Origin of the sequence: Parachryseolinea silvisoli, from assembly GCF_021190955.1 — a bacterium.
GTDB classification, from domain to species: Bacteria; Bacteroidota; Bacteroidia; order Cytophagales; family Cyclobacteriaceae; genus Ohtaekwangia; species Ohtaekwangia silvisoli.
Genome location: NZ_JAIOAO010000006.1, coordinates 245,135 through 266,513 on the forward strand (window position 1 = coordinate 245,135; position 21,379 = coordinate 266,513).

General features: G+C 50.7%; 19 protein-coding genes and 4 tRNA genes. 3 read left to right on the plus strand and 20 right to left on the minus strand.

Annotated elements, in window-relative coordinates; translation table 11 throughout:
- Positions 1-9: 9 nt before the first annotated feature.
- From rpsJ to recF, 20 genes are all read right to left on the minus strand, one after another.
- On the minus strand, positions 10-315 hold the full coding sequence (rpsJ, locus tag K7P01_RS28555) for a 30S ribosomal protein S10 (RefSeq protein ID WP_079688288.1): 306 nt from the start codon (positions 313-315) through the stop codon (positions 10-12).
- Between the two features lie 30 nt (positions 316-345).
- Positions 346-2,460: an elongation factor G gene (fusA, locus tag K7P01_RS28560; RefSeq protein WP_267298013.1), complete on the minus strand. Its 2,115-nt coding sequence runs from the start codon at positions 2,458-2,460 to the stop codon at positions 346-348.
- Positions 2,461-2,477: 17 nt separating this feature from the next.
- Positions 2,478-2,945 carry a 30S ribosomal protein S7 gene (gene rpsG / locus K7P01_RS28565; RefSeq protein ID WP_254085947.1) on the minus strand — a complete coding sequence of 156 codons (468 nt, stop codon included), beginning with the start codon at positions 2,943-2,945 and terminating at the stop codon, positions 2,478-2,480.
- A gap of 13 nt (positions 2,946-2,958) precedes the next feature.
- Positions 2,959-3,387 carry a 30S ribosomal protein S12 gene (gene rpsL, locus K7P01_RS28570; RefSeq protein ID WP_254085948.1) on the minus strand — a complete coding sequence of 143 codons (429 nt, stop codon included), beginning with the start codon at positions 3,385-3,387 and terminating at the stop codon, positions 2,959-2,961.
- A gap of 173 nt (positions 3,388-3,560) precedes the next feature.
- Complete coding sequence (locus K7P01_RS28575) at positions 3,561-3,896, minus strand: DUF3467 domain-containing protein (protein WP_267298014.1); 336 nt, start codon at positions 3,894-3,896, stop codon at positions 3,561-3,563.
- An 81-nt stretch (positions 3,897-3,977) separates the two neighbouring features.
- Positions 3,978-8,294, minus strand: a complete 4,317-nt coding sequence (gene rpoC / locus K7P01_RS28580) for a DNA-directed RNA polymerase subunit beta' (protein ID WP_267298015.1) — start codon at positions 8,292-8,294, stop codon at positions 3,978-3,980.
- Between the two features lie 33 nt (positions 8,295-8,327).
- Positions 8,328-12,200 carry a DNA-directed RNA polymerase subunit beta gene (rpoB, locus tag K7P01_RS28585; RefSeq protein WP_267298016.1) on the minus strand — a complete coding sequence of 1,291 codons (3,873 nt, stop codon included), beginning with the start codon at positions 12,198-12,200 and terminating at the stop codon, positions 8,328-8,330.
- 165 nt (positions 12,201-12,365) lie between these two features.
- Positions 12,366-12,743, minus strand: coding sequence for a 50S ribosomal protein L7/L12 (gene rplL, locus K7P01_RS28590; protein ID WP_254085952.1), 378 nt, complete (start codon positions 12,741-12,743; stop codon positions 12,366-12,368).
- 36 nt (positions 12,744-12,779) lie between these two features.
- On the minus strand, positions 12,780-13,316 hold the full coding sequence (rplJ, locus tag K7P01_RS28595) for a 50S ribosomal protein L10 (RefSeq protein WP_254085953.1): 537 nt from the start codon (positions 13,314-13,316) through the stop codon (positions 12,780-12,782).
- Positions 13,317-13,328: 12 nt separating this feature from the next.
- On the minus strand, positions 13,329-14,027 hold the full coding sequence (gene rplA, locus K7P01_RS28600) for a 50S ribosomal protein L1 (protein ID WP_267298017.1): 699 nt from the start codon (positions 14,025-14,027) through the stop codon (positions 13,329-13,331).
- Between the two features lie 8 nt (positions 14,028-14,035).
- On the minus strand, positions 14,036-14,479 hold the full coding sequence (rplK, locus tag K7P01_RS28605) for a 50S ribosomal protein L11 (RefSeq protein ID WP_254085955.1): 444 nt from the start codon (positions 14,477-14,479) through the stop codon (positions 14,036-14,038).
- A gap of 6 nt (positions 14,480-14,485) precedes the next feature.
- Positions 14,486-15,043 (minus strand): transcription termination/antitermination protein NusG, encoded by a 558-nt coding sequence (gene nusG, locus K7P01_RS28610; RefSeq protein ID WP_254085956.1) that lies wholly within the window; start codon positions 15,041-15,043, stop codon positions 14,486-14,488.
- 9 nt (positions 15,044-15,052) lie between these two features.
- Positions 15,053-15,247: a preprotein translocase subunit SecE gene (gene secE / locus K7P01_RS28615; RefSeq protein WP_267298018.1), complete on the minus strand. Its 195-nt coding sequence runs from the start codon at positions 15,245-15,247 to the stop codon at positions 15,053-15,055.
- A gap of 61 nt (positions 15,248-15,308) precedes the next feature.
- A tRNA-Trp gene (locus K7P01_RS28620) sits at positions 15,309-15,381 on the minus strand.
- A 198-nt stretch (positions 15,382-15,579) separates the two neighbouring features.
- Complete coding sequence (gene tuf / locus K7P01_RS28625) at positions 15,580-16,767, minus strand: elongation factor Tu (RefSeq protein WP_267298019.1); 1,188 nt, start codon at positions 16,765-16,767, stop codon at positions 15,580-15,582.
- Between the two features lie 150 nt (positions 16,768-16,917).
- Positions 16,918-16,989 (minus strand) — tRNA-Thr (locus tag K7P01_RS28630).
- Between the two features lie 73 nt (positions 16,990-17,062).
- Positions 17,063-17,135 (minus strand) — tRNA-Gly (locus K7P01_RS28635).
- Between the two features lie 131 nt (positions 17,136-17,266).
- A tRNA-Tyr gene (locus K7P01_RS28640) sits at positions 17,267-17,349 on the minus strand.
- Between the two features lie 169 nt (positions 17,350-17,518).
- Positions 17,519-17,827 (minus strand): DUF721 domain-containing protein, encoded by a 309-nt coding sequence (locus K7P01_RS28645; RefSeq protein WP_267298020.1) that lies wholly within the window; start codon positions 17,825-17,827, stop codon positions 17,519-17,521.
- A gap of 19 nt (positions 17,828-17,846) precedes the next feature.
- A complete protein-coding gene (gene recF / locus K7P01_RS28650) occupies positions 17,847-18,941 on the minus strand; it encodes a DNA replication/repair protein RecF (protein ID WP_267298021.1) in 1,095 nt (364 codons plus the stop codon).
- A 73-nt stretch (positions 18,942-19,014) separates the two neighbouring features.
- Here recF and pdhA point away from each other — a divergent pair, with 73 nt between their 5' ends.
- The 3 genes from pdhA (at position 19,015) to ribH (ending at position 21,370) form a co-directional block, all read left to right on the plus strand.
- Positions 19,015-20,058, plus strand: a complete 1,044-nt coding sequence (gene pdhA / locus K7P01_RS28655; RefSeq protein ID WP_267298022.1) for a pyruvate dehydrogenase (acetyl-transferring) E1 component subunit alpha — start codon at positions 19,015-19,017, stop codon at positions 20,056-20,058.
- 80 nt (positions 20,059-20,138) lie between these two features.
- Positions 20,139-20,828 carry a YfgM family protein gene (locus tag K7P01_RS28660; protein ID WP_267298023.1) on the plus strand — a complete coding sequence of 230 codons (690 nt, stop codon included), beginning with the start codon at positions 20,139-20,141 and terminating at the stop codon, positions 20,826-20,828.
- Positions 20,829-20,902: 74 nt separating this feature from the next.
- Positions 20,903-21,370: a 6,7-dimethyl-8-ribityllumazine synthase gene (gene ribH, locus K7P01_RS28665; protein WP_267298024.1), complete on the plus strand. Its 468-nt coding sequence runs from the start codon at positions 20,903-20,905 to the stop codon at positions 21,368-21,370.
- Positions 21,371-21,379: the final 9 nt, after the last annotated feature.

A 21,379-nucleotide genomic window follows, 5' to 3' on the forward strand; every position in this document is an offset into this window, starting at 1 on the left:
GTACAATAACTACACCTTGATCTCAACATCAACACCGCTGGGAAGCTCAAGCTTCATCAGAGCATCTACTGTCTTGGCACTGTTGGAATAGATATCCACCAGGCGCTTATAAGTACACAGTTGGAACTGCTCGCGCGACTTCTTGTTAACGTGAGGAGAGCGCAGTACCGTGAACTTTTCCTTTTCAGTAGGCAGCGGAATAGGACCGCTAACCACAGCACCGGTTGCCTTAACAGCTCTTACGATTTTCTCGGAAGACTTGTCCACGAGATTGTGATCGTAAGACTTAAGTTTGATTCTGATTTTTTGATTCATAGGTTTATCTAAACGCCTTTTAGATGTTAATTATTTACCGGCTTTAACGCCTTTCAATTCTTCAATTACTTTATCCGCGAGGTTTTTCGGAACCGGAGCATAGTGTGCGAACGTCAGCGAAGCTGATGCGCGACCAGACGTCAGCGTGCGCAGGTCGGTGATGTAACCGAAGAGCTCTTTCAAAGGCACATCAGCCTTAATAACCTGGGCGCCACCACGGCTGTCCATACCCTTCATCACACCGCGTCTTCTGTTCAAGTCACCTGTCACAGAACCGGTATATTCATCAGGGCTCAATACTTCTACCGACATGATCGGCTCGAGCAGTTGAGGACCGCATTTTGCAGCAGCTTCTTTGAAACCAATACGAGCAGCAAGCTCGAACGACAGTGAATCGGAGTCAACGTCATGGTATGAACCGTGGAACAGACGCACTTTCATGGAATCGATAGGATATCCGGCAAGAGGCCCGTTAGCCATCGCGCTTTCAAAACCTTTCTGAACCGGCTGAATGAATTCGCGGGGGATAACACCACCTACGATATCGTTCACAAATTCCAGTCCTTCCTTGTCGCCTTCCTCAAGTACGCGGGGCCCGATCTCGAATACGATATCGGCAAACTTACCACGACCACCGGTCTGCTTCTTGTAAACTTCCTTATGTTCAACCGACTTCGTAAGCGCTTCTTTGTAGGCCACCTGGGGAGCACCCTGGTTAATCTCTACTTTGAATTCGCGACGCAGACGATCGATGATGATCTCCAGGTGAAGCTCACCCATACCGCGAAGGATGGTTTGGCCTGTCTCCTGGTCGGTGTTAACACGCAACGTAGGATCTTCTTCCACCAGTTTGGCAATCGCCATACCCAGCTTATCCACGTCAGCTTGTTTCTTCGGTTCGATCGCGTAGCCGATTACAGGCTCAGGGAACACCATCGATTCAAGCACGACTTTGCGTTTTTCATCGCAAAGCGTATCACCAGTCTTAATATCTTTAAAGCCTACTACCGCACCGATGTCACCAGCGACCAGACGTTCGATCTGGTTTTGCTTGTTAGCGTGCATCTGGAATACGCGGGAGATACGCTCTTTGCTTTCAGAACGTGTATTGTATACGTAAGAACCTGACTCCAGTACGCCAGAGTAAGCGCGTACGAAGCAAAGACGTCCTACGAAAGGATCTGTGGCAATTTTGAATGCAAGCGCTGCGAAAGGCTCTTTCTCATCCGGACGGATAACAACTTCCTCATCTGTGTCAGGATTGTGGGCGATGATATCATCCTTATCCATCGGAGAAGGAAGGAGTTCCATCACATAATCCAGCATAGTCTGAACGCCTTTGTTCTTGAACGACGATCCGCATACCATCGGCACGACTTTCATCGCGATCGTAGCCTTGCGAAGGGCCGTCAGGATCTCACTTTCAGAAATTGAATTCGGATCATTGAAGAATTTCTCCATCAGTGACTCGTCGAAATCGGCGACAGCCTCCAGGAGCTTCTCGCGATATTCGAGAACTTCATCTTTCATGTCGTCAGGAATCGGTACAACTTGGTACGTCATACCTTTGTCCGACTCATTCCAAACGATACCACGGTTGTTAATCAAATCAACAACACCGCGGAAGTTCTCTTCAGAACCGATCGGCAACTGCAGGGCTACTGCATTGCTTCCCAGTTTCTCTTTTACCTGCTTACAAACACCCAGGAAGTCAGAGCCGGCACGGTCCATCTTGTTGACGAAACCGATACGCGCTACTTTATAGTTGTCAGCCAGGCGCCAGTTAGTCTCGGATTGTGGCTCTACACCATCCACCGCGCTAAACAAAAACACCAGACCATCCAATACGCGCAGGGAGCGGTTTACCTCTACGGTAAAATCCACGTGACCAGGCGTATCAATAATATTAACGTTATACCTGTTACTTCTGTAATCCCAGAATACGGTAGTGGCGGCAGACGTAATGGTAATCCCTCTCTCCTGCTCTTGCGCCATCCAGTCCATCGTCGCTGCACCTTCGTGCACTTCACCGATCTTGTGGTTCACGCCGGCATAGTACAGAATACGCTCCGTCGTGGTAGTCTTACCTGCGTCGATGTGTGCCGCGATACCAATGTTTCTGGTATATTTTAAGTCTCTAGACATTACCTGGTTCCTCTAAATTAGAATCTGAAATGTGAAAATGCCTTGTTGGCTTCAGCCATGCGGTGCGTGTCGTCCTTCTTCTTCATAGCAGCACCTTCACCTTTGGAAGCCGCAATGATCTCAGCCGCCAGCTTATCCATCATGGTCTTCTCACCGCGCATACGCGAGTAGTCGATCAGCCATTTGATGCTCAGGTTGATCTTACGCTCCGGGCGAATTTCAACCGGCACCTGGAAGGTAGCACCCCCTACACGGCGGCTCTTTACCTCAACACCTGGCATCAGGTTGTTCATCGCACGTTTCCATACTTCGATACCAGCTTCGTTGGTTTTCTTCTCAACTTGTGCTACGGCATCGTAGAAGATGGTGTATGCTGTGCTTTTCTTGCCTTGCTCCATCAGGTAGTTCACGAACTTAGTTACCAGCGGATCGCTGAACTTAGGATCGGGCAGAAGATATCTCTTTTTAGGTTTTGACTTTCTCATGGCTTAAATCCGATTATTTTTTCTTACCCTTTGCTGCTGGTGCACCTTTTCCGGCAGGCGCTGCTGCTCCTGGCTTAGGACGTTTTGCTCCGTATTTCGAACGGCTCTGCTTACGGCCGTTTACACCCGCAGTATCCAATGCACCACGAACGATGTGGTAACGAACACCGGGAAGATCTTTCACACGACCACCACGGATCAGCACGATCGAGTGCTCCTGGAGGTTGTGGCCTTCACCCATAATGTAAGCATTTACCTCTTTGCCGCTCACCAGGCGAACCCGGGCAACCTTACGCATAGCGGAATTAGGCTTTTTAGGAGTTGTTGTGTACACACGTGTACATACGCCTCTTTTTTGAGGGCAAGAGTCAAGGGCAGGCGACTTGGACTTGAATTCCAGTGTCTTACGTCCTTTTCTTACAAGTTGTTGAATGGTAGGCATTTATATTTCTTTTTAGAAACCTTTCAAAATTTTGGACTGCAAAGGTACCTAAACTAAGATTCCTTGCAAAGCCCCATCGCAATATTTTTGCGCAAGATGACCTAATAATGAGACAAATACGTATCCCGACAGCCGATTTAAAGAATTCTTAACGTACCGGCGCGCCCGATTTCTCAGGCTTCACCCACCGCACCCCCAAAATTCATGGGAAACTTGGGCATATCGTCCGTACGCTTAATCGGTCCGAAGCTCGCTTCGTATTTGTCAATGTTGTCTTTTAACGCCTGTAACAGACGCTTGGCATGCTCCGGTGTGATCACAATCCGCGACTTCACCTTCGCCTTCGGAACCCCCGGCATCAACCGGATAAAATCAATCACGAACTCGCTGTTCGAGTGCGCAATCATCGCCAGATTCGAATAAATCCCCTCCGCGATCTCTTCCGTCAGCTCAATGTTGATCTGACCTTGCTGTTGCCCCGGCTGCTGCTTGTTCTTGTCTTCTGTCATAAATGCTCATAAGTAAAAAAAGTGCGGATGGCACCCGAAGGCCGCACATCCGCACGATTTATAGTCATTTAATACATCGTATTAGTCCTGAAGCTCCTTTTCGCGGTCCCGAGTCGTACGCTCCGGCGCATTCACCGCGGATGAATCGTACTCGTCTTTGTGAGTAACGATCATGTCGAGGAACCTCCGTTGACCCGTACCGGCAGGGATCAGGTGCCCTACGATAACGTTCTCTTTCAAACCGTTCAACCAGTCGGTCTTGCCACGGATCGCCGCTTCGCTCAACACCTTCGTCGTTTCCTGGAAGGACGCCGCCGATAGCCAGCTTTCCGTTTTCAAAGACGCCTGGGTAATACCTTGCAGCGTCGGTCTTGATACGGCCGCCAGGGCGTCGCGTACCTCTACCAGCTTCAGGTCTTTACGACGCAGCACCGAGTTCTCGTCGCGGAATTCACGTCCCGTAACGATCTGACCGGGTCTCATAGTAGGCGAATCGCCTGCATCTACGACCACCTTCTTATCCAGAATCGTGTCGTTGTCTTCGCGGAACTGCAGTTTGTCAACGTACTCGCCCGGCAGGAAGCTGGTATCACCCGGATCGAGGATTTCCACTTTCTGCATCATCTGGCTTACGATCGCCTCGATGTGCTTATCGTTGATCTTCACACCCTGCAGACGGTATACTTCCTGGATCTCGTTCACCAGGTACTCTTGTACCGCAGTAGGACCTTTGATCGACAGGATGTCCGAAGGCGTAATAGAACCGTCAGACAGCGGCTGGCCGGCCTTCACGAAGTCATTGTCCTGAACCAGGATGTGCTTCGACAGCGGCACCAGGTAGCGCTTCTGAACTCCGTCACGCGATTCGATGAAGATCTCGCGATTACCACGCTTGATACCACCGTACGTAACAACACCGTCGATCTCGCTCACAACCGCCGGGTTCGACGGGTTACGAGCTTCGAACAATTCCGTTACGCGGGGCAGACCACCCGTGATGTCGCGCGATTTACCCATCGTACGCGGGATCTTCGCCAGTACCGTACCGGCCTTGATCTTCTCACCGGCGTCTACCGCCAAGTGAGCGCCTACCGGAATGTTATAACCTTTAGTATCGGTTTTACCTTTTACCATGACCGCAGGGTTCTTGGTCTTATCCCGTGTTTCGGTAATTACCTTTTCACGGTGACCAGTCTGCTCATCCGATTCCTCTTTGAAGGTCACACCTTCAATGATGGATTCGTATTCAATGATACCGTCGAACTCCGAAAGGATCACGGCGTTGTAAGGATCCCAGAAGCAAAGCTCCTCGCCCTTCTCAACTTTCTGACCGTCTTTCACTTTCAGGAACGCACCGTACGGCACGTGGTTCGTGATCAGTACGCGGGTCCGCTCGTTGTCCACGATCCGGATCTCACCGGTACGGCCCATCACCACTTGTACAGGGTTGTTGTCGTTGTCGGTAGTATCGATCACCCGCACACCTTCGAACTCGAGGATACCGGTAAATTTCGCCTTGATGTTTGCTTCAACAGCGATGTTCGACGCAGTACCACCCACGTGGAATGTACGCAGTGTCAGCTGAGTACCCGGCTCACCGATGGACTGTGCAGCGATTACGCCGACAGCTTCACCAGCCTGTACCATCTTACCAGTCGCCAGGTTGCGGCCGTAGCATTTCGCACAGCCACCCACTTTCGACTCGCAGGTCAGCAGCGAGCGGATTTCAACTTCTTCAATGTTTGTATCTTCAATCAGCTTCGCGATCTCGTCGGTGATCTCTTGGTTCGCACCGCACACCAGCTCGTCTGTCAGCGGATCGTAGATGTCGTGTACTGTTACACGACCCAGGATACGCTCCGACAGCGGCTCTACGATGTCTTCGTTGTCTTTCAGTGCCGTCACTTTCAGACCACGCAGTGTACCGCAGTCCTCTTCAGAGACCACGAGATCCTGCGCTACGTCCACGAGACGACGTGTCAGATAACCGGCATCAGCCGTCTTCAACGCCGTATCGGCCAGACCTTTCCGCGCACCGTGCGTCGAGATAAAGTACTCCAATACGTCCAGACCTTCTTTGAAGTTCGAAAGGATCGGGTTCTCAATGATCGAGCCTACTGAACCAGCCAGGTTCTTCTGCGGCTTGGCCATCAGACCGCGCATACCGCCCAACTGGCGGATCTGCTCGCGCGAACCCCGTGCACCGGAGTGCATCATCATGTAGATCGAGTTGAACCCTTGCTGATCTTCCTCCAGCTGCTTCATCAGCGTGCTGGTCAACATCGTGTTTGTACGGGTCCAGATATCGATTACCTGGTTGTAACGCTCGTTGTCAGTGATCAGACCCATCATGTAGTTGTTCCATACGGCATCAACTTCTTCCTGGGCATTGGCCACCATCACTTCTTTCTCAGCCGGTACGTTTACGTCGTTCAGACCCATCGACAGACCGCCTTTGTACGCCATCTGGAATCCGAGTTCCTTGATATCATCCAGGAACTTCGCAGTCTTCGACTGGCCAGCGTATTTGTAGATGTCGGAGATGATCGTCTGCAGCTTTTTCTTCGTCAGCAGCTCGTCTACGAAACCAACTTCTTCCGGTACGAACTGGTTGAAGATCACCCGTCCTGCGACAGTGTCGATCATCTTGTATTCCAGCTCACCGGTCTTCTTATCTTTTACGGTCGCACGAACCTTGATCAGCGCGTGCTTCGACAGTTTACCTTCGTTGAAAGCAATCACCACTTCGGCAGCCGAGTAGTAACGCTTGCCTTCGCCTCTGATCGGATACTCCGGCGTGGACTTGCGACCTTTGGTCAGGTAGTACAGACCCAACACCATGTCCTGCGACGGTACCGTGATCGGCGCGCCGTTGGCAGGGTTCAGAATGTTGTGCGACGACAGCATGAGCAGCGACGCTTCCAGGATAGCCTCCTGGCCAAGCGGTACGTGCACCGCCATCTGGTCACCGTCAAAGTCTGCGTTAAAGGCCGTACACACCAGCGGGTGCAGCTGAATAGCCTTACCTTCGATCAGCTTCGGCTGGAAGGCCTGGATACCCAGTCTGTGCAGCGTAGGGGCACGGTTCAGCAGCACGGGGTGACCTTTCAGTACGTTTTCCAGGATATCCCAGATAACCGGGTCCTTGCGGTCAACGATCTTCTTGGCCGACTTCACCGTCTTCACAATACCTCTTTCGATCAGCTTGCGAATGATAAATGGCTTGAACAATTCCGCCGCCATGTCCTTCGGCAGACCGCACTCGTGCAGCTTCAGCTCAGGACCTACGACGATTACCGAACGACCCGAGTAGTCAACACGCTTACCGAGCAAGTTCTGACGGAAACGGCCTTGCTTACCTTTCAGCATATCGCTGAGGGACTTCAGGGCACGGTTACCATCCGAACGCACCGCGTTTACTTTGCGTGAGTTGTCGAACAGAGAGTCGACAGCCTCTTGCAACATACGCTTCTCGTTACGCAGGATCACTTCCGGCGCCTTGATGTCGATCAGACGCTTCAGACGGTTGTTCCGGATAATCACACGGCGATACAGGTCGTTCAAATCGGAGGTAGCAAAACGGCCACCATCCAGCGGTACGAGCGGACGCAGTTCCGGCGGAATCACCGGCACCATCTTAATCACCATCCACTCGGGCTTGTTCTCAATACGGGTCTTCGCGTCACGGAACGCTTCCACCACCTTGAGGCGCTTCAACGCTTCAGCCTTACGCTGCTGTGATGTATCGGTAGCAGCCTGGTGGCGCAGGTCGTACGACAGCGTGTCCAGTTGCGTACGCGACAGCAGCATTTCCAGCGCGTCGGCACCCATTCTCGCGATGAACTTCTTCGGATCGTTGTCGTCCAGCAGTTGGTTCTCGCGGGGCAGTTTGTCAATAATGTCCAGGTACTCCTCTTCGGTCAGGAAGTCGAGGCGGTTCACGCCGTCTTCTTCTTTGGTACCGGGTTGGATCACCACATAACGCTCGTAGTAAATGATCTGGTCGAGCTTCTTTGTAGGAAGGCCGAGCAGGTAGCCGATCTTGTTCGGCAGGGAGCGGAAATACCAGATGTGTGCCACCGGTACAACCAGCTCGATATGGCCCATGCGCTCGCGACGAACTTTCTTCTCGGTAACTTCTACACCGCAGCGATCGCAAATGATGCCTTTATAGCGTATACGCTTGTATTTTCCACAATGACACTCCCAGTCTTTTACAGGGCCAAAGATCCGCTCGCAGAACAACCCGCCCATTTCGGGCTTGTAGGTCCGGTAGTTGATCGTCTCCGGCTGCGTAACCTCGCCATGTGAGCTCTCCAGAATAGATTCCGGAGACGCCAGGCTGATGGTGATCTTGGAGAAGTCGTTGTTGATCTTTTTATTCTTTCTGAAAGACATAGTGTAAGTTTTCAGTTATAATATATACCCTAATTAGTCCATGGTGATCTCAAGCGCCAAACCTCTGAGCTCGTGCACCAACACGTTGAACGACTCAGGAATATTGGGTTTGCGCATGTTCTCGCCCTTCACAATCGCTTCGTACGCCTTCGCACGGCCGATCACGTCGTCGGATTTGATGGTCAGGATCTCCTGCAGGATGTTCGAAGCACCAAAGGCCTCGATCGCCCATACTTCCATCTCTCCGAAACGCTGGCCACCGAACTGCGCCTTACCACCCAGCGGTTGCTGCGTGATGAGCGAGTAAGGCCCGATGGAACGTGCGTGCATCTTATCGTCCACCAAGTGACCGAGTTTCAGCATGTACGCCACCCCTACCGTTACCGGCTGGTCGAACTTGTCGCCTGTCAGACCATCGTACAGGTATGTACGACCGTATGGCGGCAGACCCGCTTCTTTCAGCTCGGCTTGTACCTCGTCCAACGAAGCACCGTCGAAGATCGGCGTCGCATACTTGCGGCCCAGCTTCAGACCGGCCCATGCCAGTACAGTTTCGTAGATCTGACCCAGGTTCATACGCGACGGTACGCCCAGCGGGTTCAAACAGATATCTACCGGTGTACCGTCTTCCAGGAACGGCATGTCTTCCTCGCGTACGATACGCGCCACAACACCTTTGTTACCGTGGCGACCCGCCATCTTATCACCAACTTTCAGCTTGCGCTTCTTGGCAATATATACTTTCGCAAGTTGTACGATACCCGTCGGCAGCTCGTCCCCTACTTCCAGCGTAAAGCGCTCGCGCTTAAACTCGCCGGCGTAGGTGTTACGCTTGATGATATAGAACTTCACCATCTGGCCGATCAGCTCGTTGGTGTGCTCTTCGCTTGTCCAGTTCTCCAGGCTTACGTCGGAGATCAGGTTCACTTCTTCCGGAACGTTGTAGTTGCTTTCGTCACGGTAGATGTTCTTGTCGGGGAACAGGTTGTTCTCGATCACCTTGGCCGAGAATTTCACACCCTTGCTCACCAACTCATCACCGAACTTGTGCTTCACACCGTTGCTGGTCTTGCCGTTCAGCAGCACCGTCAGCTTCTTGATCATTTCCTCGCGGAGATCAGCCAGCTGCTTGCTGTATTTGTTCTTCAGCGCATCCAGCTCCTTCTTCGACTTCGTGCGCACATCTTTGTCGCGCTTCGGACGAGAGAAGAGTTTGGTATCGATAACAACACCTTTCAGTGACGGAGGTGCCTTCATGGAAGCATCTTTCACATCACCGGCTTTGTCACCGAAGATCGCACGGAGCAGTTTTTCTTCCGGCGTCGGGTCGGTCTCACCTTTCGGTGTAATCTTACCGATCAGAATGTCGCCTTCGCGAACTTCAGCACCGATGCGAATGATACCGTTCTCGTCGAGGTTCTTCACAGCCTCTTCGCTCACGTTCGGGATTTCAGAAGTAAGTTCTTCTTCACCACGCTTCGTGTCGCGTACTTCGAGCTCGAATTCTTCGATGTGGATCGACGTGTACACGTCGTCTTGCACCACCTTCTCCGAAATTACGATCGCATCCTCGAAGTTGTAACCTTGCCACGGCATGTACGCCACCAGCAGGTTGCGGCCCAGGGCAAGCTCGCCGTTCTGGGTAGCATACCCCTGGCACAGCGGCTGGCCTTTTACCACCTTCTGGCCTTTGAACACCAGCGGGGTCAGGTTGATACACGTATCCTGGTTGGTTCTTCTGAACTTGATCAGGTTGTACGTGCGGTATTCGTTGTCGAAGCTTACCAGGCGTTGCTCCTCGGTAATTTCGTATTTGATCGTGATCTTCTTCGCATCGACAAAGTCCACCACGCCGTCGCCTTCTGCCAATACCAGTGCGCGTGAATCCAGGGCTACACGGCCTTCCAGACCAGTACCCACGATCGGCGCCTGCGGCCGCATCAGCGGTACCGCCTGGCGTTGCATGTTCGAGCCCATCAGCGCACGGTTCGCATCGTCGTGCTCCAGGAACGGAATCATCGACGCGGCCACCGACACAATCTGGTTCGGCGCAATGTCCATATACTTCAGCTCCTTCGGCTCGATCACCGGGAAGTCACCCTCGAAACGCGCCTTCATCTTCTCGTCTACAAACTCGCCGTTCGGCTTCAGTTGCATCTTCGCCTGGGCGATGTAGTTTGTATCTTCTTCCTCGGCCGTCAGGAACACAACCGGCTCTTTTACTTTTACTTTACCATCTTCTACGCGACGGTACGGGGTCTCGATAAAGCCCATCTTGTTCACCTTGGCGTGAACGCAGAGTGACGAGATCAGACCGATGTTCGGACCTTCCGGCGTTTCGATTGTACACAGACGGCCATAGTGCGTGTAGTGTACATCTCGAACTTCGAAGCCTGCGCGTTCGCGCGACAGACCACCGGGACCGAGTGCCGACATCCGACGCTTGTGCGTGATCTCGGCCAGCGGGTTGGTTTGGTCCATGAACTGCGACAGCTGGTTCGTACCGAAGAACGAGTTGATCACCGACGACAGTGTGCGGGCGTTGATCAGGTCTACCGGTTTGAAGTCTTCGTTGTCGCGTACGTTCATTCTTTCTTTGATCGTACGGGCCATACGCGCCAGACCTACACCGAACTGTGAGTATAACTGCTCGCCTACTGTACGTACGCGACGGTTGCTCAAGTGGTCAATGTCGTCGATCAGCGCCTTGGAGTTGATCAGACCGATCAGGTACTTCACGATCAGGATGATATCCTCTTTCGTCAGTACGCGCTGGTCAGAGCTGATGTCCAGGCCAAGCTTTTTGTTAATCCGGTAACGGCCTACTTCACCCAGATCATAACGCTTCTCGCTAAAGAACAAGCTGTTGATGATATCACGGGCAGTTTGCTCATCCGGAGCTTCTGTATTCCGCAACTGACGATAGATGTACTCCACAGCCTCTTTCTCAGAGTTGGAAGTATCTTTTGCCAGCGTGTTGAAGATGATGTTATAGTCGGCGATGTTGATATCGTCGCGGTGCAGGATGATGGACTTCACGCCTGACTCTACGATAATGTCTACATCTTCTGCTTCAATGCTATGGTCACGCTCCAGCAACACTTCGTTACGGTCGATCGACACCACTTCACCGGTATCTTCGTCCACGAAGTCTTCTGTCCAGGTTTTCAGCACCCGGGCTGCCAGCTTGCGGCCGACAATTTTCTTCAGCGTGTTTTTGTTTGCCTCCACTTCTTCAGACAGGCCGAAGAGGTCGAGGATATCTTTATCCGAACCATACCCGATCGCGCGGAGCAGGGTGGTAACGGGGAATTTCTTCTTCCGGTCAATGTATGCGTACATCACCGCGTTCACGTCGGTCGCAAACTCGATCCACGAGCCTTTGAACGGAATGATCCGGGCAGAGTACAGTTTCGTACCGTTAGTGTGCTTGCTCATCGCGAAGAATACACCGGGTGAACGGTGCAGCTGCGATACAATAACACGCTCGGCGCCATTGATCACAAACGAGCCCTTCTCGGTCATATACGGGATATTGCCGAGAAATACTTCTTGCTCAATGGTTTCAAAATCTTCGTTATCCTCGTCGTTACAGGTCAGGCGAAGCTTGGCCTTCAGGGGTACGGAGAATGTCAATCCGCGGTCAATGCACTCGTCAACCGAGTACTTCGGCGGATCAATCGTATAGTCTACAAACTCCAGCACGAAGTTTTCACGCGAGTCGCTAATCGGGAAATTTTCTGCAAAAACCTTATAAAGACCTTCGTTCTGTCTTTTTTCGGCTGGCGTTTCAATCTGTAAGAAATCTTTGAAAGACTGGAGTTGAAGGTCCAGAAAATCGGGGTATTCGAGGATCTTCTCAATGCCTGAGAAGTCGATTCTACCGTTAATTGTCTTCTTTGCCAAGGTGATTTAACGTTTAAGTTCTTTGATCCCGGACGGAGAACAGTAAGAAATAATGAGTACAAACAGGAATAGACCCTGTCCATCCCGACCCCGATTTTATCGGAGTCGGGAAAGACACAGGGTCTAACCGAAGCTTTCAGACGGTACTCTTCGTCTGCAGAAGAATTACTTCAGCTCAACTTCGGCACCAGCCTCAACGAGTTGCTTCTTCAGGTTCTCTGCTTCGTCCTTCGGTAAGCCTTCTTTGATAGTTTTCGGAGCGCCGTCTACCATATCTTTAGCTTCTTTCAGGCCAAGACCTGTCAGGTCTTTCACCAGTTTCACGATTTGAAGCTTGTTCGGGCCAGCAGCCTTCAGTACCACGTCAAAGTTAGTCTTTTCAGCAGCTGCAGCGGCACCACCACCACCAGCAGCAGGACCTGCTACAACAGCTGCAGCGGCAGGTTCAATACCATAGGTTTCTTTCAGGTAAGAAGCCAGTTCGGTAACTTCTTTAACGGTGAGGTCAACGAGTTGATCTCCGATTGCTTTAATATCAGCCATTTTTGTAAGTTTTAAGAATTCTAGTGAGTTAATAAATTATTTGTTCCCGCGTTCTTCCAGCGCTTTTACCAGGCCGGCCACGGTGTTCTTGCTGCCATTTTGAAGAGCAGAAATAACGTTCTTGGCAGGTGCTTGCAGGGCTGCAATAACGTCGCCAATAAGTTCGTTCTTCGACTTCAGTTCGACTAGCGTAGTAAGGTTCTCGTCCCCGATAAACAGGTCGGAGTTGATGGAAGCCGCTTTCAAAACAGGCTTGCCTTCCATTTTCTGACGGAACTCTTTAATAATCTTGGCGGGCAGATTGCCGATTTCTTTGGAGAACATTACTCCTGAGAAACCTGCGAGTGCGCCGAACAAGGGCGAGTAGTCAGTGCCTTCTTGCTTCTCCAGCGCTTTCTGAATCAAGGTGTTTTTATACACTTTATATTCGATACCGCTTTTGAAACACAGTCTTCTAAAATTATTGATCTGTGCGACAGTGAAGCCACCTGCATCAGTAATATAGAAGTGGGCATTGTTGGCAAACTTCTCTGAAAGCTCCTCGATAATCTGTGATTTTTCTTCTCTCGTCATGTCGTTGGATGCTTAAATGCCAGCAATAGAGTTTTTGTCAACCGTCAGACCCGGACTCATAGTAGTCGAAATAGTGATGCTTTTGAAATACTCACCTTTCGCAGAGGACGGTTTCAGTTTGGCAACAACATTGATCATCTCCACAGCATTGTCCCGGATTTTATCCGCCGAGAAGGAAGCTCTGCCAATGCCGACGTGGATGATGCCTTGCTTATCAATTTTGAAGTCGATCTTACCCGCTTTTACTTCTTTCACGGCTTTCCCGACTTCGAGCGTAACAGTTCCTGATTTAGGATTCGGCATGAGGCCTCTCGGACCGAGTACTTTACCCAGCTTACCAACCTTTGCCATGACAGTAGGAGTACAGATGATCACATCGATATCTGTCCAGCCACCTTCGATCTTCTGGATATAATCATCCAGGCCTACGTGATCCGCGCCGGCGTCTTTCGCATCCTGAACTTTGTCAGGCGTGCAAAGCACCAATACACGAACATCTTTACCAATGCCGTGGGGCAATGCCACCACGCCACGAACCATTTGATCCGACTTCTTCGGGTCTACACCCAAGCGAATGTCAAGATCAACCGATGCATCAAATTTTGTAAAGGAAATGTCCTTCAAAACTTTTGCTGCATCTTCCAGAGAGTATTCTTTCTCCCGGTCTACTTTAGCAAGGACTGCTTTTCTGTTCTTTGAAATCTTCGCCATTGCCCTGATTATTTATCCCACGGGGGAGTTCCTGATACGGTAATACCTAAGCTTCTAGCAGTACCTGCCACCATTTTCATGGCCGACTCAACCTTGAAGGCATTGAGATCTGGCATTTTGGTTTCTGCGATGGCCTTCACCTGTTCCCAGGTAATAGAGCCCACCTTGTTGCGGTTCGGCTCAGCAGAGCCTTTTTGCTTCTTTGCGGCGTCCAAAATCAGGTTCGCTGCGGGGGGTGTCTTGATCACAAAATCAAACGACTTGTCGTTGTAAATGCTGATCAAAACAGGAAGCACTTGTCCGGGTTTGTCTTGCGTACGAGCATTGAATTGCTTACAAAAGTCCATGATGTTCAGACCTTTGGAACCCAACGCAGGACCAATCGGAGGTGCCGGGTTTGCTGCCCCGCCCTTTACCTGTAATTTCAGATAACCAATAATCTCTTTTGCCATGTTATCTTATTCTAGCTTTTCTACCTGCATGTAACTTAATTCCACCGGAGTATTCCGGCCAAAAATTTTCACCATTACATTGAGTTTCTTTTTGTCTTCAAAAATCTCCTCAACTGTCCCGGTAAACCCGCTGAATGGACCATCCATTACTTTCACGGACTCACCTTTGATAAATGGTGTCTCGAGTTTTTCATCGAGTTCGTCAATCTCTTCAACTTTACCGAGAATCCGGTTAACCTCTGATTGACGAAGAGATACTGGATCCTTGGAAGCCCCGGTGCCGTTGTTGCCGAGGAAACCGATCACACCGGGAATTGTGTTCACCGCGTGATATGCCTCCCCATTCGAGAGATCTGCTGAAACGAGTACGTAACCCGGAAAAAAGTTGCGCTCACGAACACGCTTCTTTCCGTTTCTCATTTCATATACTTTTTCAGAAGGGATCAGCACCTGGGGGACAAAGTCCGCCAGCTTGGAACGCTCGATCTCAGTCTCCAGGTAGGACTTAACCTTCTTTTCCTGGCCACTGACGACCCTGAGAACATACCATTTCAGCTCGCCCATTGTTTCTGTTTAAAATTCGCCTTTGTAATAGATCTGAAGACCGGTCTTGAAAACCCAGTCGATCGCACCAATCACCAGTGCAAAAAGTGTCGATGCCACCAGCACCAGGATTGCACTGCTTTGCAATTCACTGTACTTCGACCAAGTCACTTTGTTCTTGATCTCGTCCCAGGACTCTGCGAAATAGGTTTTTAACTTCTCCATGTGATTCTGTCGTTTGTATCTGAAAAAGCTTCCGCTTTTCCCTTGTAAACCTCGATTCTAGCACGGGTGGAGAGACTCGAACTCCCAGCCAATGGTTTTGGAGACCACTACTCTACCAATTGAGCTACACCCGTTTTTGAGTTTACTCTACCTCCCGATAGCTATCGGGGTGAGCTATACCCGTTTATTTAAATCCCTTGCTCCAACAACCTGATCCCCACACCGATGTCACTCGGCCCAAAAAGGGACTGCAAAAATAGAAGAATTGGCAGGAAAATAAAAGCGTTCTTGAAAATTATTCCAAGAACGCTTTGTTATTGATAATCAGACGATTAGTCGATGATCTCAGTTACCTGACCAGATCCTACCGTACGGCCACCTTCACGGATAGCGAAACGGAGACCTTTCTCCATCGCGATTTTGTTGATCAGCTCAACTTCAATCGAGATGTTGTCGCCAGGCATAACCATTTCCACACCGGCAGGAAGCTTACACTCGCCTGTAACGTCGGTTGTACGGAAATAGAACTGAGGACGGTATTTGTTGAAGAATGGTGTGTGACGACCACCTTCTTCTTTCGACAGTACGTACACTTCAGCCTTGAACTTAGCGTGCGGCTTAACCGAACCAGGCTTACAGATAACCATACCACGACGGATTTGCTCTTTTTCAATACCGCGGAGCAGCAGACCTACGTTGTCACCAGCTTCACCTCTGTCGAGGATCTTGCGGAACATTTCCACACCTGTGATCGTAGATTTCAGGTTTTCTGCACCCATACCCAGGATCTCAACTGCGTCGCCAGTGTTGATAACACCGCGCTCGATACGACCCGTAGCAACTGTACCACGACCAGTGATCGAGAACACGTCTTCTACAGGCATCAGGAAGTCTTTATCGATCAGACGAACAGGCAGGGGAATATGCTCATCCACAGCTTTCATCAGTTCTTCAACTTTCTCAACCCATTTCGGTTCGCCGTTCAACGCGCCCAATGCTGAGCCACGGATTACAGGCATAGTATCGCCAGGGAAGCTGTAAGCAGACATCAGTTCGCGAACTTCCATCTCTACCAGATCCAACAATTCTTCGTCATCAACAAGATCGACTTTGTTCATGAATACAACCAGGGCAGGTACACCTACCTGACGGGCCAGGAGGATGTGCTCACGAGTCTGGGGCATAGGGCCGTCTGTAGCAGCCACCACGAGGATAGCACCGTCCATCTGAGCAGCACCAGTAACCATGTTCTTCACATAGTCGGCGTGACCAGGGCAATCAACGTGCGCGTAGTGTCTGTTCGCTGTGGCATATTCCACGTGCGAAGTATTGATAGTGATACCACGTTCTTTTTCTTCCGGAGCGTTGTCGATAGAAGAGAAGTCACGCATAGAAGCAAGTCCTTTAGACGCAAGCACTTTTGTAATTGCTGCTGTCAGCGTGGTTTTACCGTGGTCAACGTGACCGATAGTACCCACGTTTACGTGGGGTTTCGAACGATCAAATGTTTCTTTAGCCATATTTGAAAATCCCAGTTAAAGTTTTAAAGTAAATAGTGTTAGTTATTAAAGTTCTGTTCTATGTCAATTCGTTGATCGGCTATCGGTTAACTCAGTGATTCCGTAACAAATCAACTAATTAACGAATGAACAAATCAACACTTTCCAGAGAGCTGTTGATGAGGATTGAACTCACGACCTCTTCCTTACCAAGGAAGTGCTCTACCACTGAGCTACAACAGCATTACAGCCGTCACACGCTATCCGTCAACTGCAAAAACTTGCAGTAAACGTCTAACGGACAACAGCTCCGAAGAGCGGGAGACGAGGCTCGAACCCGCGACCTATAGCTTGGAAGGCTATCGCTCTACCAACTGAGCTACTCCCGCATTCTTTCGCCGAAAATGTTCCGCGAAGGCGGGTATGCTTCCCGTTGTCCTCGCCAGCACCCCGCCTGCCAGCGGGCAGGCTTTGCTATCGGCATATTTTTGCCTAACCTGAAAAGCATAAGTAGGCGCTGTGGGGGAAATAGGATTCGAACCTATGAAGTCATAAGACAACAGATTTACAGTCTGTCCCAGTTGGCCGCTTTGGTATTCCCCCAATCTTTCAATAAACAAGTAAGAACGATTCCTGTTTTTTTGTCCTTTTTAGAGGGCCTTCAAAAACAGGAGTGCAAAATTATACGCTTTTACACTTTTTCAAAACTTCTGCGAGAAATTTCCTCAAATCTTTATGTTTTTTCCACCCCATCCTGTCCTTTCCACACGTTTTACATGGCTACAATCTCCGTAATCACCCCGGGACCAAATTCTTTTTTGAACATGTCCAGCACTTGTGCACGGTAAAGCGAAAAATCATGACGCATCGTCGGAGAGTCGAATTCTACAAACAACACTTTATTACGAATGTACAGTTTCTTCGTGCGCCGCGCGATCGGCCGCCCCGCCACCCGTTCCCACGAGTCAATGAGCGTAGCCTCGTCATACTTGGTCGTCAGCTGGTACGAATTCAACATGCTCCGGATGGCCTCGCCTACCGATTGAATATCGTCCCTGCCGTCTTTTCGCCGTTTTGACATGCCACAAAGGTAAAAGAAGTTAGCGGATCTCCCCACGGTCTACCGTAAACACCCGCGCAGCCATGTCGATCGACTTGAGCAATGCGTCCGTTCGGTCTGGCCGCGCATCCGTAATAAACAATTGCCCCAAATCGCCCTTTACCAATTCCAACAACCGCGCGATCCGGTAATCATCCAGCTTATCAAAAATATCATCCAATAATAATATGGGCTTAAATCCCTTGTGCTGCAGCATGACCTCGTACTGCGCCAGCTTCAACGCGATCACAAAAGATTTCTGCTGCCCCTGCGAGCCCAAACGCTTCAGATCGCCGCCACCCAACGTAAACTGATAATCGTCACGATGTATACCAAAGCTGGTACGCTGCAACGCCAAATCTTTTTGCCGGTTCTTCATCAACCCACTGGCGAAGTCCGTCTCGTGCAGCTTCGAAACATACTGCAGGTCGGTTTCTTCCACGGCGTCCACAATAAAACGGTAATACTTCTGAAACACCGGAAGGAACTCGGCCGCAAAAGCTTCACGCTGCGTAAAGATCACCTGCCCGGCCTGCTGCAGGACGTGGTCGTACGACTCGAGCATCACCCAGTCCGCCGTGCCGCGCTCCTGGAACATGCGCAGCAAACTGTTGCGCTGCTTGAGGGCCTGGTTGTATTGCATCAACGCTTCCAGGTAACGCTTGTCCAATTGCGCGATAATTCCATCAAAAAACTTACGCCGTTCTTCGCTGCTCTCCCGCACCAGATCGACGTCGTCGGGCGCCAATAAAATAACGGGATATTTGCCGATGTGGTCGCTCAGCCTGGCATAGTCCTGCTGATCCTCGCGAAAGACCTTTTTAGCCCCCACCTGCACTGCGCTGACCAGCTCGTATTCGCGGCCCTCCTTCTCAAAAAAACCTTTTATCATAAAGGCGCCCTGCCCGGCACGGATACACTGCTGGTCGGAGGATGCAAAGGCGCTTTTGGTAAACGCGAGCGAATAAATGGCGTCCAGCAGGTTGGTTTTGCCGCTGCCGTTCTTGCCTACAAAAACATTCACCGAAGGCGAAAAATCCAGGTTGCATTCCGGGTAATTCTTAAAATTCAGCACATGAAGTTTCGCGAGGTACATCAGGAATTGCCGGGAAAGTTTGGCGAATGTTCGTTGGGGGGTTAATTTCGCAACTCGGATCAAAAATAGGGATATGGCTACGACAACAAAAGCGAAAAGCGAGCCTGCCGCGGCAAAAAAGGGCGGAAAGACAGAATTCTCGAAAGAGACTTACATGTACTGGTATGAGAGCATGCAGCTCATGCGCAAGTTTGAGGAGAAAGCAGGACAGCTGTACGGCATGCAGAAGATCAAAGGATTTTGCCACTTATATATTGGTCAGGAAGCTTGTGCCTCCGGTGCCGCCTCGGCACTGAGAAAAGGCGATAAGTGGATCACCGCCTACCGCGACCACGGCCATCCCCTGGCGCTGGGCACCGCCCCGAAGGCCATCATGGCCGAGCTTTACGGCAAGGAAACCGGCACCACCAAAGGTAAAGGCGGTTCCATGCACATTTTTGATAAATCCGTTGGTTTCATCGGTGGTCACGGTATCGTAGGTGCGCAAGTGCCCATGGGCGCCGGCATCGCCTTCGCCGAAAAATATAATAAGACGGGTAACCTCTGCATCACATACATGGGCGACGGCGCCGTACGTCAGGGTGCCTTCCACGAGGCCCTCAACCTGGCCATGCTCTGGAAACTGCCCGTCATTTTCTGTATCGAAAACAATGGCTACGCCATGGGTACCTCGGTAGAACGTACCTCCAACGTACACGAGCTCTATACCCTGGCCGAAGCCTATGACATGCCCGCCGAGCCGGTCAATGCCATGGACGTAGAAGCCGTACACATTGCCGTGGCCAACGCCGCCGAGCGCGCCCGCGCCGGTGAAGGCCCTACCCTGCTGGAGTTGAGAACCTATCGCTACAAAGGACACTCGATGTCCGACCCGCAGAAATACCGCAGCAAAGAAGAGGTTGAACAGTACAAACAGCGCGATCCGGTTGAAGCAGTCCGCAAAACGATCCTGGAAAAGAAGCTCGCAACCGAAAAAGAGCTGGAAGACATCGATAATAAAATAGTCCAAACGGTCGAAGAAAGCGTGAAATTCGCGGAAGAATCGAACTTCCCCGATCCTTCTGAAGCATTGACCGACGTTTACGTACAACAGGACTACCCGTTTGTAATGGACTAAGTCCGGTCTTTTGTTTAATATGATCTAATTCGTAGTTTTGCAGCCCTCCTGACCCCAGGAGGGCTTTTATATAGAATACAATGGCTAAGAAACAAGAACACAAGCACGAACTGCTGGAAAATCCGGAAGTAATCCGGGAAACATTGGTGGGGGCCGAGAACTGGGTTGAGAACAATGCCAAACTTTTTATCGGAATCGCCGTCGTGCTGGTCATCGCAGTGGCTGGATACTTTGGCTTCCAATACTGGAAAAATGGACAGGAAGAAGAAGCCCAACGCGAAATGTTCCAGGCCGTGTATTATTTCGAGCAGGACAGCCTCAACCTGGCGCTGAACGGTGACGGTAACGCCCTCGGCTTTAGAACCATCGCCGACGACTACGGTATGACCGATGCTGCCAAGCTAGCCAACTTCTACGCCGGCGTAGCATACCTGAAGCAAGGTAAATTCGAACTTTCCCGCCTGCACCTGGAAGACTTCAGCTCCAACGACCTGCTGGTACAGGCCCGTGCGTATAGCCTCATCGGCGACACGTACATGGAAGAAGAAAAATATGAAGACGCAGCCAAGTTCTACAACAAGGCCGCCAATTACAAAGAGAACAAATACTTCTCCCCCGCCTACCTGATGAAGGAAGCTCTCGCCTACGAGAAGCTGAACCAAAATGACAAGGCCCGGGAGGCTTACGACAAGATCATTAATCAATACTGGGAGTCATCCGAGTTCCAGAACGCCCGCAAATTCCGCGCGAGACTGGAGCCCAATTCCTAAGGTATTTGCCGTACTTTTGAAAGGATAGATTTTTCTATCCTTTTTTTATTTATACCCTAACCCCCACCCTGCAGATGGCCGGTTCATTAACATCAGGAAGTGTAGAAAGCAATGTAGACCTCTCCAAAAAGACATTTGCCATCGTCGTGGCCGAATGGAATTCCGAAATTACGGAAGCGCTCTATAGCGGCGCCGTAGAGTCGCTGCTCAAACACGGTGTCAGGAAAAAAGATATCATCCGCAAGAATGTACCAGGCACCTTCGAGCTCACCCTCGGCGCCCTCTGGCAGGCCGAAGAAAAGAATATCGACGCCGTACTCTGCCTGGGCTGCGTCATCCAGGGTGAGACCCCACACTTCGATTACATCTGCCAGGCCGTAGCCTACGGCATCACCGAAGTAAATATTAAGACCCGCAAGCCCGTCATCTTCGGCGTATTGACGACCCTCGACAAACAACAAGCCTTCGACCGCGCCGGTGGCAAACACGGCAACAAAGGAGAAGAGGCGGCCCTCACCGCCATTAAGATGCTGAATTTCTAAAAAAAAATG